Annotated in this window: 20 protein-coding genes; 17 read left to right on the forward strand and 3 right to left on the reverse strand. The window is 53.5% G+C overall.

Translation table 11 applies throughout. The annotated features are described in order from the left end of the window. Positions 1–2 precede the first annotated feature (2 nt). Together CLOEV_RS04460 and speD are read right to left on the reverse strand one after the other, a co-directional pair. Positions 3–1466 carry an aminotransferase class I/II-fold pyridoxal phosphate-dependent enzyme gene (locus CLOEV_RS04460; protein ID WP_034445330.1) on the reverse strand — a complete coding sequence of 488 codons (1464 nt, stop codon included), beginning with the start codon at positions 1464–1466 and terminating at the stop codon, positions 3–5. 9 nt (positions 1467–1475) lie between these two features. Next, entirely contained in the window at positions 1476–2288 is an 813-nt protein-coding gene (gene speD / locus CLOEV_RS04465) for an adenosylmethionine decarboxylase (protein ID WP_008710896.1), read from the reverse strand. Between the two features lie 336 nt (positions 2289–2624). Between speD and CLOEV_RS04470 the strand changes: the two genes are divergently transcribed. Together CLOEV_RS04470 and CLOEV_RS04475 are read left to right on the forward strand one after the other, a co-directional pair. Next, the gene (locus CLOEV_RS04470) at positions 2625–3296 is read left to right on the forward strand and encodes a heterodisulfide reductase-related iron-sulfur binding cluster (RefSeq protein ID WP_034445332.1); all 672 of its coding nucleotides are present in this window, start codon (positions 2625–2627) and stop codon (positions 3294–3296) included. A 25-nt stretch (positions 3297–3321) separates the two neighbouring features. Next, positions 3322–3876, forward strand: coding sequence for a bifunctional transcriptional activator/DNA repair enzyme AdaA (locus tag CLOEV_RS04475; RefSeq protein ID WP_034442146.1), 555 nt, complete (start codon positions 3322–3324; stop codon positions 3874–3876). Between the two features lie 115 nt (positions 3877–3991). On the opposite strand, the gene CLOEV_RS04480 is transcribed toward CLOEV_RS04475, so the two are convergent. Then, positions 3992–5197, reverse strand: coding sequence for a DUF3798 domain-containing protein (locus CLOEV_RS04480; protein WP_008710901.1), 1206 nt, complete (start codon positions 5195–5197; stop codon positions 3992–3994). Between the two features lie 420 nt (positions 5198–5617). Here CLOEV_RS04480 and CLOEV_RS04485 point away from each other — a divergent pair, with 420 nt between their 5' ends. From CLOEV_RS04485 to CLOEV_RS04555, 15 genes are all read left to right on the forward strand, one after another. Then, the gene (locus CLOEV_RS04485; RefSeq protein ID WP_008710902.1) at positions 5618–6724 is read left to right on the forward strand and encodes a M24 family metallopeptidase; all 1107 of its coding nucleotides are present in this window, start codon (positions 5618–5620) and stop codon (positions 6722–6724) included. Between the two features lie 98 nt (positions 6725–6822). Beyond that, entirely contained in the window at positions 6823–8013 is a 1191-nt protein-coding gene (locus CLOEV_RS04490; RefSeq protein ID WP_008710904.1) for a DUF3798 domain-containing protein, read from the forward strand. A gap of 189 nt (positions 8014–8202) precedes the next feature. After that, positions 8203–9813 (forward strand): sugar ABC transporter ATP-binding protein, encoded by a 1611-nt coding sequence (locus CLOEV_RS04495; protein WP_008710906.1) that lies wholly within the window; start codon positions 8203–8205, stop codon positions 9811–9813. Positions 9814–9838: 25 nt separating this feature from the next. Next, on the forward strand, positions 9839–10885 hold the full coding sequence (locus tag CLOEV_RS04500) for an ABC transporter permease subunit (RefSeq protein ID WP_008710909.1): 1047 nt from the start codon (positions 9839–9841) through the stop codon (positions 10883–10885). After that, complete coding sequence (locus tag CLOEV_RS04505) at positions 10885–11976, forward strand: ABC transporter permease (RefSeq protein ID WP_008710910.1); 1092 nt, start codon at positions 10885–10887, stop codon at positions 11974–11976. Before CLOEV_RS04500 ends, CLOEV_RS04505 begins: the two co-directional genes overlap by 1 nt. A 2-nt stretch (positions 11977–11978) precedes the next feature. Further along, a complete protein-coding gene (locus tag CLOEV_RS04510; protein WP_008710912.1) occupies positions 11979–12470 on the forward strand; it encodes a DUF6672 family protein in 492 nt (163 codons plus the stop codon). Between the two features lie 331 nt (positions 12471–12801). Beyond that, complete coding sequence (locus CLOEV_RS04515; protein WP_034442150.1) at positions 12802–13452, forward strand: histidine phosphatase family protein; 651 nt, start codon at positions 12802–12804, stop codon at positions 13450–13452. 214 nt (positions 13453–13666) lie between these two features. Beyond that, positions 13667–14314, forward strand: coding sequence for a GntR family transcriptional regulator (locus CLOEV_RS15795; protein WP_008710916.1), 648 nt, complete (start codon positions 13667–13669; stop codon positions 14312–14314). A gap of 202 nt (positions 14315–14516) precedes the next feature. Continuing rightward, a complete protein-coding gene (locus CLOEV_RS04525; protein WP_218915503.1) occupies positions 14517–15218 on the forward strand; it encodes a DUF2848 family protein in 702 nt (233 codons plus the stop codon). 47 nt (positions 15219–15265) lie between these two features. Continuing rightward, positions 15266–15667, forward strand: coding sequence for a cupin domain-containing protein (locus tag CLOEV_RS04530; RefSeq protein ID WP_034442155.1), 402 nt, complete (start codon positions 15266–15268; stop codon positions 15665–15667). A 92-nt stretch (positions 15668–15759) separates the two neighbouring features. Further along, entirely contained in the window at positions 15760–16980 is a 1221-nt protein-coding gene (locus CLOEV_RS04535) for a tRNA-dihydrouridine synthase (RefSeq protein ID WP_034442158.1), read from the forward strand. Positions 16981–16992: 12 nt separating this feature from the next. Continuing rightward, positions 16993–17613 (forward strand): selenium-dependent molybdenum cofactor biosynthesis protein YqeB, encoded by a 621-nt coding sequence (gene yqeB / locus CLOEV_RS04540; protein WP_051484886.1) that lies wholly within the window; start codon positions 16993–16995, stop codon positions 17611–17613. Between the two features lie 199 nt (positions 17614–17812). After that, positions 17813–18592, forward strand: coding sequence for a carbon-nitrogen family hydrolase (locus tag CLOEV_RS04545; RefSeq protein ID WP_034442161.1), 780 nt, complete (start codon positions 17813–17815; stop codon positions 18590–18592). A 13-nt stretch (positions 18593–18605) separates the two neighbouring features. Further along, positions 18606–19475, forward strand: coding sequence for an FAD binding domain-containing protein (locus tag CLOEV_RS04550; RefSeq protein WP_034442164.1), 870 nt, complete (start codon positions 18606–18608; stop codon positions 19473–19475). A gap of 4 nt (positions 19476–19479) precedes the next feature. After that, a complete protein-coding gene (locus tag CLOEV_RS04555; RefSeq protein ID WP_051484888.1) occupies positions 19480–19977 on the forward strand; it encodes a (2Fe-2S)-binding protein in 498 nt (165 codons plus the stop codon). The last annotated feature ends 1 nt before the right edge of the window (position 19978 follow it).

Here is a 19978-nt window from a genome sequence, read left to right on the forward strand (position 1 = left end):
TCCTATTTTACGATGTATAGATCGTTTAACTCCATATCCTGCGGCCCCATGACGAGGCTGCCTTTTTTCTTCGCGTAAAGGATGTAGTCGAGCGCCTCCCGCGTTACCTCCTCGCCTGGCGCCAGTATCGGGATGCCGGGCGGATAGCACATGACGAACTCCGCGGATATCTTTCCCACCGCCTCCCGAATCGGCAGCGGCCTGCTTGGCGCGTAAAAGGCCTCCTGCGGCGTCATGCGCACCACAGGAGGGATATATTCGTGATCGAGCAGATGAAGCCCCTCGCGCCCCCGCAGGCGTTTTATTTCCGAGAGCGAGGCGACGAGGCGCTCTATCGCGTAATGGTTGTCGCCGACGGAGATGATCGCGAGCATATTGCCCATGTCTCCGAACTCTATCTGTATCCCGTAGTCGTCGCGCAGCAGATCATAGACCTCCACGCCCGCGAGGCCGATCTTCAGCGTATTGACGGAGAGCTTCGTCGTGTCGAAGCCGCAGATGTACTTGCCGTCGATTATCTCGCGTGAGAAGGCGTAATAGCCGCCGATTTTGTTTATCTCGCCGCGCGCGTATTCGGCGAGCGAGACGACGCGGGAGAAGGTCTCCTTTCCCTCGGTCGCGAGCGCCTTGCGCGCAATGTCGAGCGAACTCATGAGAAGATAGGAGGCGCTGGTCGTCTGCGTGAGGTTGATCACCGTGCGCACGTAATCGGGACGCACACGCCCTCGTTTCATGAGCAGCAGCGAACTCTGCGTCAGCGAGCCGCCTGTCTTGTGCATGCTGACCGCCGCCATGTCGGCTCCCGCCTCCATCGCCGTCAGCGGCATATCTGAGGCGAAGTAGAAGTGCGTGCCGTGGGCCTCGTCGACGAGCGCCGCCATTCCCGCGCGGTGCGCCGCTTCGGTTATGCGCCCGAGGTCGGCGCAGATGCCGTAATAGGTGGGGTTGTTGACGAAGACGGCCTTTGCCTCGGGATGAGCGGCGATCGCCGCTTCGACGTCATCCGCGCACATACCGAGCGAAATGCCGAGTTCGGGATGGATGCCGGGGTCCACATATATCGGCGCGATGCCGCAGAGGATCAGCGCGTTGATCGCCGACTTATGGACGTTTCGCGGAATGATTATCGAATCGCCGCGTTTGCAGACGCTCATGATCATCGCCTGTACGGCGGCGGTGGTGCCGCCGATTATCAGAAAGGCGTCGTCCGCCCCGAAGGCGTCGGCGGCCAGCGCCTCCGCCTCTTTGATGACGGAGGTCGGGTGGCTTAGGTTGTCGAGCGGCTTCATTGAATTTACGTCGACGGAGAGGCAGGCCTTGCCGAGAAATTCCGTCAGCTCCGGCGTTCCCCGGCCCTGTTTGTGTCCGGGAACGTCAAAGGGGACGACGCGGCTCTTGCGGTACTCGGCGAGCGCCTCCAGCAAAGGAGCCCTCTCCTGCGCCAGTTTGTATGTTCTCTCTTTCATCGCGGCCACTTAATACATATTCATCCCGTAGTAGATCTCGAGCATCTCTTTCGTGATACGGTCGGTTATCGAGAGACGCTCCTCGGGAGGCAGTTCGCGTGGATCGATGTTGAAGAGGTAGTCGGCGAGCCGTATCTCCTTCAGCATCATCTTCGTATGGAATATGTTCGACTGATAGACGTTGACGTCTATCGCGTCATAGCGGCGCAGCGTAGCTTCGTCGATGTAGTTCTGGATGGAATTTATCTCATGGTCCTTGTAATACTTCTTCCCGTCGATGTCGCGCGTGAAGCCGCGGATGCGGTAATCCAGCGCGATGATGTCGGAGTCGAACTGGCCGATGAGGTAGTTGAGCGCGTTCAGCGGCGATATCTTTCCGCAGGTGGAGACGTCGATATCGACTCTGAATGAGCTTATATCATTGTTTGGATGAAATTCGGGGTAGGTATGCACGGTCACGTGGCTCTTGTCGAGATGGGCGACGACGGTCTCGCGTTCCTCGTTGATCTTTTCCGCCCAACGGCCCATATTGCATGATTCGTCGATCTGCGCCGGCGGCACCGATTCCTCGGAGATGAGGATGGTGACGCTCGCTCCCTGCGGGTCGTAATCCTGCTTGGAGATGTTCAGCACGCAGGCGCCGATGATATCCGTGACGCCGCATAATATCTTAGTAAGCCGTTCCGAATTATACTGCTCGTCGATATAAGCGATATAATCCTGCTTTTCCCGGTCTGTCTTTGCAAAACAGATGTCGTAAATGTTGAAACTCAACGTCTTTGTCAGGTTGTTGAATCCATAGAGCTGGATCTTGTCTTTCAACCCTATCCCCACGTCCCTTCTCAAGCCCGAGGCTTTATATTTTTCTTGCGCCGAAATTTTGCGCGGTTAAAGGGAAACTATACATATAAAGCGCCGCGTTGTCAAAGGTTTATGCAAACGATTGCTTAATGATTTCGCACAAAAAAATGTCCGCGGAGCAAGGGGGGCGGCGTCTGTCCTGCGATGCGGAAAGGGCCGGAGGGCCGCGGGTGAAATGGCAGAATTGAATAGCCGTTTTTGAGAAGAATTCAAAGAAATGATATGCTATTCTTGCGTTGAGGCGTAGATCATGCCCTCTAAATGACGAAACATGTGAATAAAATCGAGGTGGAAATTATGTCTTTGAAAGATGCGGCAAATTTATACTTTAATCCCGGCTGCGCGTTGAGCATCTATCGGCCGGAAAACGTAAAAACAATATTTGATTATCTGCTTAAAAACTTCCCTGAAATAGAGATGCACGATATCTGCTGCCGCCATGATCCCAAGCTGCCGGGCGGTTCGGTGATTATCAATGTGTGCGCCGGATGCGGCAAACGATTCGGTTCCCTTTATGACGGCGTCTCAACGATTTCGCTGTGGGAAGTCATCCGGGAGCTGGATAATTTTCCGTTCCCGGATTATAAGGGGATGGAAGTCAGCATTCACGATCCCTGCCCCGTGCGAAACGAGCCTGGCGTACACGAGGCGGTCAGAGCCATTTTGAAAAAAATGAAGATTAGAATCGTCGAAGCGGAAAATATCGGCACGAACTCAGTTTGCTGCGGGGATAGTTTATACCCGAGCTGTGATAAGGAGAAAATCTTGGCTGCGATGAAAAGGCGAGCTGACAGTATGCCTTGTGAAAACGTTGCGGTTTATTGCGTCTCCTGCGTCAAGGCCATGCACATAGGCGGGAAGGTCCCGCGCCATTTGGTCGATCTTCTTCTGGGAAAAGCGACCGACCCGCAGGAATGTGATATTGAGCGCTGGCATAATAAGCTGGACGCGTATATTCAAACGCATTAACCGACATGGAGAAAGGGGCCGGCAAATGACTGAGGATGAGATGTATGAAGCTGTGATAACGAACGACGCCAATTATGACGGGTCGTTTTTCTATGGCGTGAAATCCACAGGCATATTTTGCCGGCCCTCCTGTCAATCCAAGAAACCGCTGCGGGAAAATGTATGTTTTTTTCATAGCGCCGGCGAAGCAATGAAAGAAGGTTTCCGCCCGTGCAAGCGATGCAGGAGCGACCTTCTGTCTTACAGACCGATGGAGAAGATCGCCGGGCTGGTGAAGAAACATCTTGACGAGCTATACGAGCGTCAGACCTCATGGAACGGCGAACTGCGTGAGATAGGACTTTCCGAGCGGCGGGTGGTGCAGATATTCAAAGATGTTTATGGGATGACCCCGAAGGCATATATGGATATTCTCAAATTGCGGGAGGCGAAGCGGCTTTTATCCGAGACAGATAAAAAGGTGATTGATATCGCAGCGTCTGTAGGTTTTGGCGGGCTGTCCGCCTTTAATCGTTTTTTCAAAGAACAGGCAGGATGCAGCCCCGCCGCATATCGAAAAATGTATAAGAAGCAGGCATAACACCGCCGAGGGGCGGCATTTCCATTTAGGAACATGAGACAAAAAGCGGCATGGCCCTAAAGCCATGCCGCAGATGTAACCTGGTATTACTGCTTTTTTGCGAGCGTTGCCCGGCCTATTTGCCGCTGAACTTGATCTTCTGGTACTTTTCAGGGACTTTGACGTCGGTGGCTTTCATGTAGCCCTTGCCGAGGATGTAGGTATCCTGGTAGATGAGCATCATGTTCTTCTTCGTGACGCCGGTTCCGAGGTCAGTGTAGTTCTGACCGTTCCATTTCGCGCCGGGGGTGAACTCCGCGTAGCAGGCGAGGAGGTCTTTCTTGCTGTTAAGCTTCGCCTTGCCATCGACTATACGCTTGCCGAATTCGGCAAGGGCGGCGCTGTTCGTGTAACCGTAGGAGTAGGCCCATGTACCCATGCGGCCCTTTGCGCCTGAATCTGATACCGTCTTTTCAACCTTCTTGAGGATGACGGGCCAGTTGCCGGCTTCCTTCGTGAGGTCGATGCCGAACGCTCCGGGGTAGCCCATCAGCGGCGAGGGGAGGTCAGCTTCGATGAAGTATCCGCCGTATTTGGCGAGCTGTTTGAGAAGAGGCTCGGTGTGGGCGTCGTTGGTGCAGAAGAAGGCTGTGTTCTTGCCATACTTCTTGACCCATGCCGGCGTCTTTTCAAGGATGAACTGCTGGGCTCCGGCCACGCCTACGTCGCTCGTGGGGTCGGGGGCCGTTTCAAATACAAATTTGATGCCGAGGTCTTTGCAGGCTTGCTCCATGATCGCGCGGCGGCGTCCGAGCGTCTCGTAGCTCATGTGGCGCGGGAAGGAGATGTGTACGAAGGTCTTGCATCCGAGCTTCTTCGCGGTATCGATGATGAGGTATCCGCGTGAGACGAAGTCGGCGTTGATCGCCATGTCGGCGACTGAGGTGATGACGTTCGGGTCTTCGTGGGCCTCGCCGGCGAAGCAGAGGATGTCCTTCCTCTTCTCCTTGACGCGGCGGAAAGCTTCAGCGGTTCCCGGGATCGCCTGGTTGACGACGATGACCTTCATCTTGGGGTCGTCGGCGAGTCCGGCAATCTGGGAGATCGTCGTCTCCATCTCCGACATGAAGTTGTCGGGATAGGTGAGATGCTGGATCATGCCGCCCTTGGCCACATCTCCGTATTTCTTGATCATCAGCTCTGCTCCGCGGAGGTCGTCTTCACTCTGTGATACTGTCCCGGTCACTATTCCGATATGGAACGGCGCCTCGGCTGCCATAGCGGCGGTGCTTACAAAGAGCGCAAGCAACGCAGCAAACAATAAAAGCATAGCTTTTTTCATAAGGATTCCTCCTAAATTTTTTTGCCGCATCTCGAAACTGTATACTTATTTTTTACGTAAACAATCTCAGGGAGGCGCGCATCTGCCATAGCAGACAGCCGGATTATAGTCTACCTTTATTTGGGCTGTCAATAAAAAAAGCGCCTTATATATCAGTTGCATTTAATATATAATTAATTAAAATAGTAAATTCTTAAGCTGCGTGACCAGAATTTTCAGTGCTTGACATATTCTGTCCGTGGTTTAATATAGAGAAGCTAAATTAATAAATGCCGTTGCGGGGGGCGGGGTGTGACGTTTTTTAGCAGTTCAATATATCAGTATTTTGTGCAGATAAAATAAGTAAAAATTACATTCATAAATTCATAAAATTGAATATAAGGCCGCTGAAAAATATCCTTACAGGAGGCAGTTGTCCATATGATAAAGAAAAAAAGAGTCGAACGTCTGGCGCAGACATTGAAGGATAGGGGGATCGATGCGCTTTATATCGGTCCTTCCACGGATCTGGAATATGTCGGAGGGCTTGACACCCAGCCGGATGAGCGCGTACGCGGCCTGATGGTCGCTAAAGACGCGCGCTGTTTTGCGATGACACCCCTGCTTTATAAAGAAGAGATCGTCAAGGCTTTCGAAGATGTTCCCTTTTACGCCGAGTGGAACGACCATGAGGGCTTCACGGGAGCTTTTCGCCGCGGCTGTGAGCACCTGGGCATCGTCGGCGGCAGGATAGCTTTTAACGACGGCGTGCGCGCGGTGGACATGCTTGCCGTACGCGACGCGATGCCGATGGAGATGGTGAACGGAGCTGACCTGCTCGCCGGACAACGTTCCCGGAAGGATGAGGAAGAGCTTGAGGTGCTGCGCGAATCGTCGCGCATAGTCGACAAAGTGGTAGCGAAACTCCAGAAGTTCATCCGTCCCGGCATCAAAGAACGCGACGTGGCGAAGAAGATCCCCGAGTTCTTTGAGGAAGAGGGCGTCACCCAGATGTCCTTCAACCCGATCGTCGCAAGCGGCCCCAACGGCTCGATGCCGCACTATTCGGGGGGAGAGCGCGTCATCGGTGAGAACGACATCGTCATCCTCGACCTTGGCGGAAGGTATAAGAGCTACTGTTCCGACACGACCCGCACGCTTTTTACCGGCACGCCTACGGAAGAGATGAAAAAGGTATACGAGATCGTGAAGAGGTCGCAGGCAGCCGGCGAGGCCGCCGTGAGGCCCGGCGCGACGGGCCAGGACGTCGACCGCGCGGCGCGCCAGGTCATTATCGACGCGGGGTACGGCGAATTTTTCTTCAACCGCGTGGGACACGGAGTAGGCCTGGCAGTCCATGAGAGCCCTTATATGATAGAGGGCAACGACGTTCCGCTCGCGCCCGGCAATGTATTCAGCGTCGAACCGGGGATATACCTTCCCGGCAAGTTCGGCGTCAGGATCGAAAACCTGGTCGCGGTGCGTCCCGACGGCAGCGGCGAGGCGCTGAACCACTTTACCAGAGAGCTGACGATCTGCGGAGACTGATTTGCTGAAAGACACGGAAGCGGATTTTTATGATCCTCCTTCCGTGTTTTCCATATAAGTACCAAATACGCACTGAATTTAAGGAGGAATGATTCAACATGAGAAGAGCAACAGTCTTTCTTTTTGCGCTGATCGCCGCGTCATTTATGGCGACGGCGGCCTTTGCCGCGCCGGCCTTTCACATCGGAGTCGCGACGCTGACCGTTTCCCAGGCCGAAGACACCTACCGCGGCGCCGAACGCCTGATCAAGGAATACGGCGACGTGGCTAACGGCGGCATGATCAAGCATGTCACGATGCCTGACAACTTCATGTCGGAGATGGAGACGACGATCTCCCAGATAGTCGGACTCGCCGACGACCCCAAGATGAAGGTCATCGTAGTCGACGACGCGATCCCCGGAACGACGGAGGCCTTCCGCCGCGTCAAGGAGAAGAGGAAGGACATCCTCTGCTTCGCCGGAGAACCGCAGGAGGACCCGAACGTGATCACGAGCACCGCGGACTTCGCGGTCGGCGTGGACAACATCATGCGCGGCTACCTCATCATCAACACCGCAAAGAAGCTTGGAGCTAAGACCTTCGTGCACATCTCCTTCCCGCGCCACATGAGCTACGAGCTGCTTTCACGCCGCCGCGCGATCATGGAGCAGGCCTGCAAGGATCTCGGCATGAAGTTTGCCTTTGAGACGGCCCCCGACCCCACGAGCGACGTAGGCGTGGCCGGAGCGCAGCAGTTCATCCTTGAAAAGGTCCCGGCGTGGGTACAGAAGTACGGCAAGGATTCGGCTTTCTTCTGCACCAACGACGCGCAGACGGAGCCGCTCCTCAAGCAGGTCGCCAAATACGGCGCGATCTTTGTCGAGCCAGACCTTCCCTCGCCGCTGATGGGCTATCCCGGAGCGTTCGGCATCGACCTCAAGAAAGAGGCCGGAAACTGGCCCGCGATCATGAAGAAGGTTGAAAAGACGGTCGTGGCTTCCGGAGGCAAGGGACGCATGGGAACATGGCCCTATTCCTACGGATGGAGCACGGTCTGCGCCCTCGCCGAATACGGTAAGCGCATAACCGAAGGCAGCGCGAAGCTTTACAACCTTAAAGACCTCTGGAAGTGCTATGACAAATACACTCCCGGCGCGGAATGGAACGGCGCGCCTTACTATGATATGGCGAAACAGATGAAGATAAAGAAATTTGTTCTCGTCTACGAGGATACCTATGTATTCGGACGCGGTTACATGGGCGTGACCAAGGAAAAGGTTCCCGAGAAATACATCAAACTTAAGTAACACGCAGTGTAATGTCACGTAAAGTTTTTCCGGCGCGAAGCGCCGGAAAAACTTTTGTGGTACAACGGCATACTCCCGACGGCAGTTTTTTCTTGAATTTTTACGTAAAAAACACTAAGATGCATTGCGTGTCGTCCATTAAAGTGAGGCGGCGGCGATATATTTGGGAAAATATAAGAGGTGAAATATATGTCCATGGAAATTCCCCTTTTGAAGATGGAGAACATCGGCAAAGAATATTTTGGCAACCGAGTTCTTCAGGATGTAACGTTTTCACTGCGGCCCGGAGAGATAATGGGGCTGGTAGGAGAAAATGGCGCTGGAAAATCGACCTTGATGAATATCCTCTTCGGGATGCCGGTCATTCAGGAGACGGGTGGGTATGAGGGGAAAATTATGATCGACGGGCAGGAGGTCCGTTTCAAGGACCCTCTTGACGCGCTTGAAGCCGGCATCGGAATGGTCCATCAGGAATTTTCCCTGATCCCGGGCTTTACGGCCACGGAAAATATACTTTTGAACAGGGAATCGGTAAAGTACAACGCGCTGGTCGAGGTATTCGGAGAGAGACTGATGACGCTCGACAGGCCGGAGATGAGGGAGAGGGCCGAAAAGGCGATAAAAACGCTCGGCGTGGAACTCAGCCCGGAGACGCTGATCAGCGAGATGCCGGTCGGCCACAAGCAGTTTACCGAAATAGCGCGCGAGATCGACAGAAGCAAAACGAGGCTTCTCGTCCTTGACGAGCCGACGGCGGTCCTTGCCGAAAGCGAGGCGACCGTCCTCATCTCGGCTCTCAAAACACTTTCCAAACAGGGTATCGCGATAATATTCATATCGCATCGGCTTCAGGAGATCATCGACCTCTGCGACAAGCTCATCGTCCTTCGTGACGGGCGCGTCATACAGGAGGCCTGCACGAAGGAGACCAACGTCCGCCAGATCGCCGCCTGGATGGTAGACAGAAAGGGCGATAAGGCCGGCGAGGAGAAGGCTGAGAAAAAGGAGAAAACGATCGGCGACGTCATACTGCGTACGGAACATCTCTGGGTCGACATGCCGGGAGAGACGGTGCGCGACGTTTCGATAGAGGTCCGTCAGGGCGAGATTCTCGGTTTCGGCGGTTTGGCCGGACAGGGGAAGGTCGGCATTTCAAACGGCATCATGGGACTTTACGCCGCGGGCGGCAAGGTCTTCCTGCGCGGAAAAGAGATAAAACTCAACGACCCCGACGCCTCTCTGAAAGAGGGGATGGCCTTCGTCTCTGAAGACCGCAGAGGCGTAGGGCTTCTGCTTGAAGAGGGGATAGATTGGAATATAACCTTCACCGCGATGCAGGTGCAGGAGAAGTTTATTAGAAAGCTGGCCGGAGGCCTTGTCAAATGGCGCGACGACAAGGCGATCGAGGAGTGCACGAGGGAATATATAAAATCCCTTGAGATACGCTGCACCGGCCCCGCCCAGCGCGCGATAGAGCTTTCAGGGGGAAACCAGCAGAAGGTCTGTCTCGCGAAGGCCTTCGCGGTGAGCCCGGAGATACTTTTTGTCTCCGAGCCGACGCGCGGCATCGACGTAGGCGCGAAAAAGCTCGTTCTCGATACGCTGCGCCGCGTCAACGAAGAGGACGGAACGACGATCATCATGACCTCCTCCGAGCTGGAGGAGCTCCGTTCCATCTGTGACCGCATAGTGATAATAAACGAAGGCAGGGTCTCCGGCATCCTGCCGGCGTCGGCGCCGGCAGAAGAGTTCGGACTGCTGATGCTTGGCCACGTCGAAGAACCAGCCGCCGTAAATTGATAAAGGGAACGCAGGTGAGCAAAAAATGAAGAATAAATTACAGGAATTTATTGAGAACGCAGGATGGCCGCGAGTAATAATCGCCCTCTTCCTGTGCGCGCTCTTCGTCGCCGCGCCGTTTGTCGGCGTGCGGATCGACGCCTCGCTCTCCGACACGCTCGTTCGTGTCGGAATGAACGGCATACTCGTCCTCGCGATGGTCCCGATGGTACAGTCGGGATGCGGGCTGAACTTCGGACTGCCGCTCGGCATCATCGCCGGCCTCCTCGGAGCCGTCACCTCGATACAGATCGGCATAAGGGGCAGCGTCGGTTTCCTCCTCGCCGCGGCGATCGCCATTCCGATAGCCGTCGTACTCGGCTGGCTGTACGGACAGCTGCTGAACCGCGTCAAGGGAGACGAAATGATGATCGCCACCTACGTTGGATTCTCATCCGTCGCCCTCATGTGCATCGCCTGGCTGCTGCTCCCATATACGAGCCCGACGATGATCTGGGGCTACGGCGGTTCTGGGCTCCGCACGACGATAAGCGTCGAGGGCTATTGGCTAAACGCGCTGAGCAAGTATGTGAATATCCAGATAGGCGAATTTTTCTATGTGCCGGTGGGGATGTTCCTCTTCTTCGCCTTCGTGGCCTTCCTCGTATGGGCCTTCTTCCGGACGAAGATCGGAACGGCGGTCACCGCCGTCGGTTCCAATCCTGAATTCGCGCGTGCATCCGGCATCGACGTAGACCGTATGCGCACGATCTCCGTCATCCTTTCGACGGTGCTTGGAGCGGTCGGCATACTGGTTTACGAACAGAGCTTCGGATTCATCCAGCTTTACATGGGGCCGTTCTATATGGCTTTCCCCGCCGTCGCCGCGATCCTGCTTGGCGGCGCCTCCGTCAATAAGGCCACGATGGTCAACGTCGTCGTCGGGACCTTCCTGTTCCAAGGAATACTGACAATGACGCCTTCGGTAATCAACAGCGTCATGCAGACGGACATGTCTGAGGTCATCCGCATCATCGTCAGTAACGGCATGATCCTCTATGCCCTTACGCGGAAAGTGACGGTGAAACGCTAATGGCTAAAAGAAATCGTGAATTGAAAAGTATGCTGGCCGACTACGCGGTCCCGATCGTCTTTATCGGGCTCTCCGCGATAGCCATCCCGCTTTCAGGCTTTTCCGCCACATATCTGATACAGGAGATGTTCACGCGCCTGGCGAGAAACTCCTTCCTCGTCCTCTCCCTTCTCATCCCGATACTTGCCGGCATGGGACTCAACTTCGGCATGGTCCTCGGCGCGATGGCGGGGCAGATTGGGCTCATATTCGTCACTGACTGGGCCGTCGTTGGCTGGGAGGGAATGCTGCTGGCCTCGATCGTGGGCATGCCGATCGCGATCCTGCTCGGATATATATGCGGCGCCGTCCTCAACCGCGCCAAAGGCCGCGAAATGGTGACGTCGTATATCCTTGGGTTTTTCATCAATGGCGTCTATCAGCTGATCGTGCTCTACGGGATGGGCAACATCCTGCCGATATCGAACCCGCAGCTGGTGCTTTCGCGCGGATATGGCATACGCAACGCGATAAACCTCACGGGCGTCCGCCATGTTCTCGACAACCTCATCCCGTTTAAGATCGGCACGATCGACGTACCGGTGGCGACCTTCATCCTGATCGGCATCTTCTGCCTCTTCATCGTCTGGTTCCGCCGCACGAAGCTCGGGCAGGACATGCGCGCGCTCGGGCAGGATATGGCGGTCGCCGAATCGGCAGGTATCCCCGTGGAACGCACGAGGATCATCGCGATCGTGATCTCCACGGTGCTGGCCTGCTTCGGACAGATAATATTCCTGCAGAACATCGGCACGATGAACACCTACAACAGCCACGACCAGGCGGGAATGTTCGCCATCGCCGCGATCCTCATAGGCGGAGCATCCGTCAGCCGCGCGACGATCACCAACGTCTTTGTCGGCGTCGTGCTCTTCCACCTGATGTTCGTCGTCTCCCCGATGGCCGGCAAGGAGCTTATCGGGCAGGCGCAGCTTGGGGAATACTTCCGCGTCTTCGTCTCCTACGGCATCATCGCCCTGGCCCTCGTGCTTCACGCCTGGAGGCGCCAGAGGGATAAGATCGAGGCCAGAAGGAGCCTGAGAGGAGAATAGCCATGACGCACAATATAAATAAAAAGAGGCTGATCATACGTCTCGCGCTCGTCGCGCTTCTGGTTCTCCTATGCTTTGTCCTCTACTATGTCGGCAAAGAGCACGAGGTGCTTATCGACAATAAGACGGCCGCCATCGACGGACACGAGTATCAGGAGATAGCCTATATGAACGTGGTCGTTGACGGCGACGAGGATAAGGCGATGGAGTTCTACGCGGGCGACCGTGACGTCGTAAAGCTTAAGGGACCGAGCCACAGGATCAAGATAACGGTCATCAACGAGGACACCGAAGAGGTCATCAAAACGGTAGAACGCGACCTCAGCCTGGGAGCGGTGTCGAGTGTGATGTACTCCCTGCCAGCCATAGTTGACGGTGCTCCGACAGTCGAGCTCCCGCTGCCTCATACGGAGGCGCAGGAGGAGAGCGGCGGCGGGGATGCGCCGCAGCAGGAGGAAGTACCCACGGGCGAGGCTCCGGCCCTCTCCGACTAAAAACTATAGTTTCATAAGCCCTGTAAATAAAAATCGAGACCGCCGGCATATCAGCAGGCGGTCTCGATTTTTTCCGGATGGACCTAAGCGGCGGATACTTTCGTGTTGCTGTTCCTCCAGCGCCGCGCCGGGTATTCCTGTCGATATCTGTAAAATAATAAATACCATTGTAATGATATACTTTAATAAGATATCATCATACCGCCGCGCACAACAGGCAGAACAGGTGACGGGCGGCGGCAGTTCCGAAAAACTTTGGAGGCGGAAACCGTTATGATAAGAACCGGGACGGCATCCAAACCTGCGGGGATGAACAGGGAGGGATGATGCGATGTCAGCAAAGACGACGATATATTTCATAAGACACGGCGAATGCGCGGGAAACAGGGAGCGGCGCATCCGGGGCTGCGTCGATTTCCCCCTCAACGAAAACGGCATAAAGCAGGCGCGGGCGCTGGCTGAGCGTATGAAGGAGCTCGGGATCGGACGTATCGTCACGAGCCAGCTGTCGCGCGCGGTGATGACCGCCGAAATCCTCGGCCTGCGCCTGGGACTGTCGCCGGTCGTAAAAGATGGATTCCGCAACATTTGCTTCGGATCGTGGGAAAATCGCCTGCAAAGCGAGATCATTGAGGAGTTTCCGGAAATGTGGAAGACCTGGCTTACAGCCCCCGAGTCGCTCCGCGTCGACGGCGCGGAAAACATCGAAGAGGTGCGCCGGCGCTCGCTGCGCGAACTGGAACGTACCGTCGCGGAGTATGCGGGAGAAACTATCGCCCTGGTATCGCACAGGGCGCTGCTGAAGCCGATGCTTGCCGGGGCTCTGGGAATAGAGCGTCCCTGCTTCTGGCGGCTGCATCTTGATAACGCGGCCTACGGGATTCTAACGCACGACCAAGCCAAGGGCTTCTGCCTTTGCGGCCTCAACTATACGGAACATTTAAAGAAATTAGAAATAGTTGATGATTTTGACAGCATGTGACATCGGCGCCCAGCAAACAAAAGCCGGAAGAAGGTACGCGATATCTGCGGCTTTCGCAGTACAGGAACGAGGATAATAATAGACTTGTATATAATGGTATAAATAATACAAAGAATGTATTTATAATGATCTTTTTGGAGAAAATCAAAGATAATGATAAAAATGTATGCCAATATGACGGAAGTATGCTATCCTAACGCATGAGGTGAAATGAATGGAAGAAAAGTCATTATCTGCGCAGGTATATGAAAAGATCAAAGCAGGGATAATTTCCCTGAAATATCCTCCCGGCTCCGTACTTAAAGAGCGCGAACTGTCCGAGAGCCTTGGCGTGAGCCGCACGCCTGTGCGGGAGGCGATACAGCGGCTGTCGCAGGAATCCTGGCTCGTTCCCGGAGAGGGAAAACGGATGCAGGTACGTCCCGTCACCATCGCCGACGTCCACGAGATCATACAGATACGCAACCTTGTCGAATACGCCGCTTTGGATGACCTGTTGAAAAACGGAGAGCCGAGAGTGGCCGCCGGACAATTGGACTCAATCCTGAATGAGATGAAGTCGGCTACCGAAGTATATACGCTCACTACCCTTGACCTTAAATTCCATTACCTTGTGGTCGAAAGCATGAAAAATGAGCGGCTGCTGAGATTCTGGAGCACCGTTCAGGACGAGGTGCTGCGGATGGGGCTGCTGATGCTCAAGAGAAAAGATCGCTGGGGCGAGGTCATAAGCGAACATGAGCGCCTGGTGGAGATGCTGTGGAACAAAGACGCGGAAAAAACGCGCCTTGCGATGAAGGAACATTTGGAAAACAGTTATGCCGCTTTGATAAGAGATCCTGCCGGATGCTTAAAAAACTGAAAATGGATCGAATAATCTGCGTATAAATTTGAAGAAGAGAACCTATGAAGTTAGGCTCTCTTTTTTTGTCCAAAAGTCAATGTATCCTCTTGACAAAATTGCATTCAAAATAGATAATTTGTATGCCAAATAGATAAACACATCCATTATTAAGAAATGCATATTTGTTGCAGGCATCTTTTGCATGAGAGGAGCCGGTATTGTGAAGTTTAAGGTATTAGAAAAAAACGGAGAAGAAAGGGTAATCGATTTTATCCCGAAACATATCATCAACGCAGGCTATACGGGGCGTGACCAGGCCGCCGTGCAGGCCCACATCGACGAGCTGAAGGAGGAGGGGATACCCGCGCCCGATAAGACTCCGGTATATTTTCCCAAATTTACCGATAAGCTCACGCAGTCAGAGGAATTTGAGGTGCTTGATGAGACGGACCATTCGGGAGAGGCGGAATTTGCCCTTTTCTTTGACAAAAGCGAAATATATGTAGGCGTCGGCAGCGACCACACCGACCGCAAGCTTGAGACGATAGACATACCTAAAGCCAAACAGATATATCCAAACACGATCAGCAAAGAACTCTGGAAGCTGAGTGACGTGATAGACCACTGGGACGACATCATCATCCGCAGCTGGATCAAAGCGGACGGAGAGAAAAAGCTCTTCCAGGAGGCAAAACTGACGGCCATGCTGGACGCGGCGGATCTTGCGGAGAGAGCGAAAAAGCTTCTCTGTGACCCTAAGGACACGGAGGGGCTCGTTGTCTATTCAGGAACCGTCGCCTCCCTCTTTAAGGCCGATTACAGCCCCTATTTTGAGACGGAGCTCGAGGACCCGATCCTTGGGCGCAGGCTGGGCAACGTATACGAGATGACCTGCAAGTCATCATGGTATAAAGGCAACTGATTAAAATTTTATCTTTATATAAAATTCACAAGGAGGCGTTTTTTGTTATGGCAAAGCAGGAATATGAAATTCGCGATGTGGATCTTCGCGGCGAATGGCGGCTTGTGGAGGGCGGCTACAACGGAACGATGGAAAAGGTCCTCTCTTATGACCCCGAGACGGGAAATTACACGAGGCTTCTGAAGTTCCCTCCCCAAACGGAGATGCCAGAGGTCCTGTCGCATGACTTCTGCGAAGAGATCTATGTCGTGGACGGCTATCTGACCGATACGAACAAAAACCTCACGATGGCCAAGGGCTACTACGGCTCGCGCCTTCCCGGCATGAAGCACGGCCCCTACAGCATTCCCCTCGGCTGCATGACGATGGAGTTCCGTTATCAGGACCCCAATAAGCCGGTCGACCCCGAATGCTCACTGCTGAAAAATAAACTCGGCGCACCCAGATAAAACAGACGAGTTTATCCCTATGAGGCGTTTATCTGACGCGTAAACGCCTCATTCTTCAAAATATTTACCATGCACTTATGGAGGGAAAATAAATGAAACCGAATCTTACCGTAGAATATTGCGGTGTTAAATTTAAAAACCCGATGGTGATCGCCTCCGCTTCGCCAAGCAAGAACGGCGAATATATGCGCCGCTGCGCGGAATCCGGGGCCGGCGGCGTCATTGCCAAGACCTACAGCCCGGAGCCTCTTGCCCAGAAGTATGTATCGCCGCGCTTTACCGTACTTCATAAAAAGGGCTGGCCCAATAATTATTCGAACTACTCCTGCGAATTCCTCGCCACTTACAACACAGAGGAATGGATGAACGAGATGGCGATCGCGAAGAAAGAGTGCGACGAGCGTAACTGTACGCTGGTGGGCAGTATCTCCGGAAACTCAAAGGAAAGCTGGATCGAGCTGGCGAAACGCATGGAAGACCTCGGCCTGCCGATGCTCGAGCTCAACTTTGGCTGCCCGCATCCCAAAGACCTCGGCTACAAGAGCGGCCAGGAGCTCGGCAACTCGCCGGAGGCGGCGGCAGAGGTCACACGCATCGTCTGTGACGCCGTTAAAATCCCCGTCTTCGTAAAACTCACCAGCGAAGCCGTCAGCATCGTCGACGTCGCGGGACGCTGCAAAGAAGCGGGCGCGGCCGGCTTTACGGTGGTAAACCGCTTCTCCGCGCTCGACGTGGACATTGAGACGGGCCGCCCGCTGCTGCACGGCGGTTACGCCGGCGTCGGCGGTCCCTGGATGCGACCGATAACGCTGAAGTGGATCGCGAAGATAGCTGCCGCCACGGGGATGCCGATCTCGGCGACCAATGGCATATTCAGCTGGGAAGATGTGATCAAGTGCATCATGTGCGGCGCGACGACGGTACAGACATGCACGGCGATCATGTATGGCCCGAAGCAGTTTGCCGAAGTCGGGAACTTCCTTGCGGGAGTAGAAAAGTACCTTGCAGACCATAATATCGACGACATCAACAAGCTCCGCGGCATCACGCTGCCGCAGATAATCACCTGGGATAAGGTCGACCGCGAGCATACGGCGATCAGCAAGGTCTGCCAGGATAAGTGCGTCGGCTGCGGGCTTTGCCCGAGCTGGTGCTTCTATGACGCGATAAAGATAGTCGACGTCGAGGGCAAGAAAAAGTCATACATCGCCCCTGATAAGTGTGACGGCTGCGGCCTCTGCGCCGCCCTCTGCCCGAAGGACGCAATAAAGATGGAGGGCGAAGTCCCCGTCTATCTGGGCGATTTCAACTAAGAGCATATAAAAATGTTAAGGGACGGCAGATTGGCCATCGTCCGCGGCGGAGGAGACCTCGCGACGGGGATAATCTACAGGCTGTGGCGATGCGGTTTTCGCGTTCTTTCGCTCGAAACGCACGCGCCGCTTGTGGTGCGGCGCACAGTATCGGCCGCATCTGCCGTCTTCGATGGAAGTTGTGTCATCGACGGAATGCCGGTGAGAAAGATATCTTCCGCGGAAGAGGTTTTTTTGAGCGGAGACGTTTCCGTACTGGTAGACCCGGAGGGAGATTCGATAAAGGCGCTGCGTCCGAATTTGCTGGTAGACGCCATCATGGCGAAGCGAAATACCGGGACGGCTATAAATATGGCTCCGCTGGTTATAGGTATAGGCCCGGGATTTACGGCCAAGGTCGATGTTCATTATGTTGTGGAGACAAAACGCGGACATTACCTCGGCCGTTTGATTTCAGATGGCGGAGCCATCCCCAATACCGGTATTCCGGGGATGGAGATGGGGTATACGACTGAAAGATTGTTAAAAGCTCCGTCCAATGGATTTGTCGAACCTATTGCTCAGATAGGGGACCATGTTATGGCAGGAGACACTGTGCGACAGTCGGAGGTAAAGATGTCGTCGCGCAGATAAACGGTATGCTGCGCGGGTTGATACATCCGGCTGTATATGTAACTGAAGGACTGAAAATAGGCGACGTCGATCCGCGCGACATAAGGGAACATTGCTTTTCGATCACAGATAAAGCTCTGGCGGTAGGCGGAGGGGTACTAGAGGCTGTTTTGCATGATATGAATTATAAATTGTTCTACCAAAAAGGAGGTTTTTCCATATGAAAATATCTTCTATTCAGTTAGAAATAAAGAATTCCCGCAGTAAAAAAGAGACAATAAATTATGTGTTGGAACTTATGGATAAATGCGCCGGAGATGATCTTATTGTCCTTCCAGAGCTCTGGAACATAGGCTTCTTCAGCTATGATGAGTATAAGGCTACCAGCGAGAGTCTTGAGGGGGAAACGGCCACAACGATATCACATAAGGCCAAAGAGCTTCGCGCCTATGTTTATTCAGGCAGCTTTGTTGAGGCCAGGAACGGCAAATACTACAACACAAGCATACTTTTCGACCGTGAGGGCCGTAACGTTTTGGAGTACAGGAAGATGCACCTTTTCTCATATAAATGCAGGGAGCCTGAGATTCTTACCCCAGGAGAAGAGATGTCCGTAGTTTCCACGGAATTCGGACGTGTCGGTCTCGCGACATGCTATGATCTGCGCTTTCCCGAACTGTTCAGAAAGATGGTTATCGAACAAGGTGCAGAATTTTTCCTCGTTACGTCGGCTTGGCCATTTCCGAGGGTTGAGGCGTGGAACGCGCTTAATCAGGTCAGAGCGTTGGAGAATACCTGCTATCTGATTTCATGCAACGCGGCAGGCGTGGATCATGGAATACGCCTTGCAGGACACAGCCAGATCGTTGACCCCTGGGGGTATGTGATCGCTTCTTCCGGCTACGAAGAGACGATTGTGAGAGCTGAGATATCATCCGGCAGCGTATATAGAATCAGAAAAGAATTCCCTGTCCTTGAAGATCGCCGCCTGACGGTATAAGGGGATATTTCAGATGCGTAATTTTTCGTATGTAAAAATAAAAGATACGGATGAACTGCTCCAGCGTTTGAATGAAAGAAATGGGCGAATCTGGGCCGGAGGTACAGACTTCATGCTGAAGCTCAAGCACAATATGACGCGTCCCGGAATAGTTTTCGATATCTCATGTGTGAAAGAGCTATGTAATATTAGTTCTGATGGTGACTATATGCGCATAGGCTCCTGCGTGAAGCTTGCTGAGATAGTGAATAGCAAGCTTATAAAAGACTGGGCGCCGCTGCTGGTGATGTTTGCGGGAAATATAGGCTCTATGGAGGTTCGTAACGTCGGAACAATCGGCGGCAATATATGTGCCTCGCGAGCAAATTGCGGCGTATGTTTTCTTCCGGGATGCCGCGCTATGACAGGAGACCGTTCAACGCGCCCCTGCCGCAATGCGGCATATGCGGATATGCTGTTGCCTTTAAAGGCATACGGAGCGTCTGTCGTGATCAAAAGCAACGCAGGAGAACGCCATGTTTTAATAAAAGATTTTTTCAAAGGAGATGGCGGAATAGACCTTAACGTCAATGAAGTGCTGACCGAAGTGCTGTTGCAAGGAATGTGCAAAGGGCATTTTGGCATGGCTGAACTTCGCCAACCGTTAAAGATGGGGTTTCCATATATATCTGTGATAGCTAGGCGCCGCAGCGATAGTTATGACCTGACAATCGGCGGTTCTACAAAGAAAATATATTCCTTTCAGAATGTTTGTCGGAATAATATAAATTCTCTTTGCGGTGAAATTGAATTTGTCGGTACGCTTAAACTCTCGGAAGGATATCGCAAGAAAGCTCTTCCGTCTGTAATGCAAGAAGCTATTGACAGGGCGGGACAGGAATAAACTCATGACAACTATTAGAATCAATGAAAAAGTATACAGCGCTGAGGTCAACTCCTGCATGTCTCTGCTCGATTTTATAAGGAATGTCGCGCACCTTACAGGGACTAAAAAAGGCTGCGACAATGGTGACTGTGGTTCATGCACCGTCCTTTTGGACGGTAAAGCTGTTTTGTCATGTATGATGCTGGCGCATCAGGCCGAAGGACATTCCGTAACAACGATAGAGGGGCTTGCAGAAGCAGATGATCTGCATCCGGTGCAAAAGGCTTTCGTTGAAGCTGGGGCAATTCAATGCGGGTACTGCACACCTGGTATGGTTATGGCTGCCGTGGGGTTTCTTTCTGAGAACAGCGATCCCACTTCGGAAGAAATACGCCACGCTATGGTTGGACATCTTTGTCGCTGCAGCGGTTACGAGAACATCGTGAAGGCCGTTGGTTTTGCTGCAAAGCATTTGGCGGATATTGCTGTACGGACAAAATTTGATCAAGGAGGGGAATAGG

Source organism: Cloacibacillus evryensis DSM 19522, assembly GCF_000585335.1.
In the GTDB taxonomy this organism is placed as follows: Bacteria; Synergistota; Synergistia; order Synergistales; family Synergistaceae; genus Cloacibacillus; species Cloacibacillus evryensis.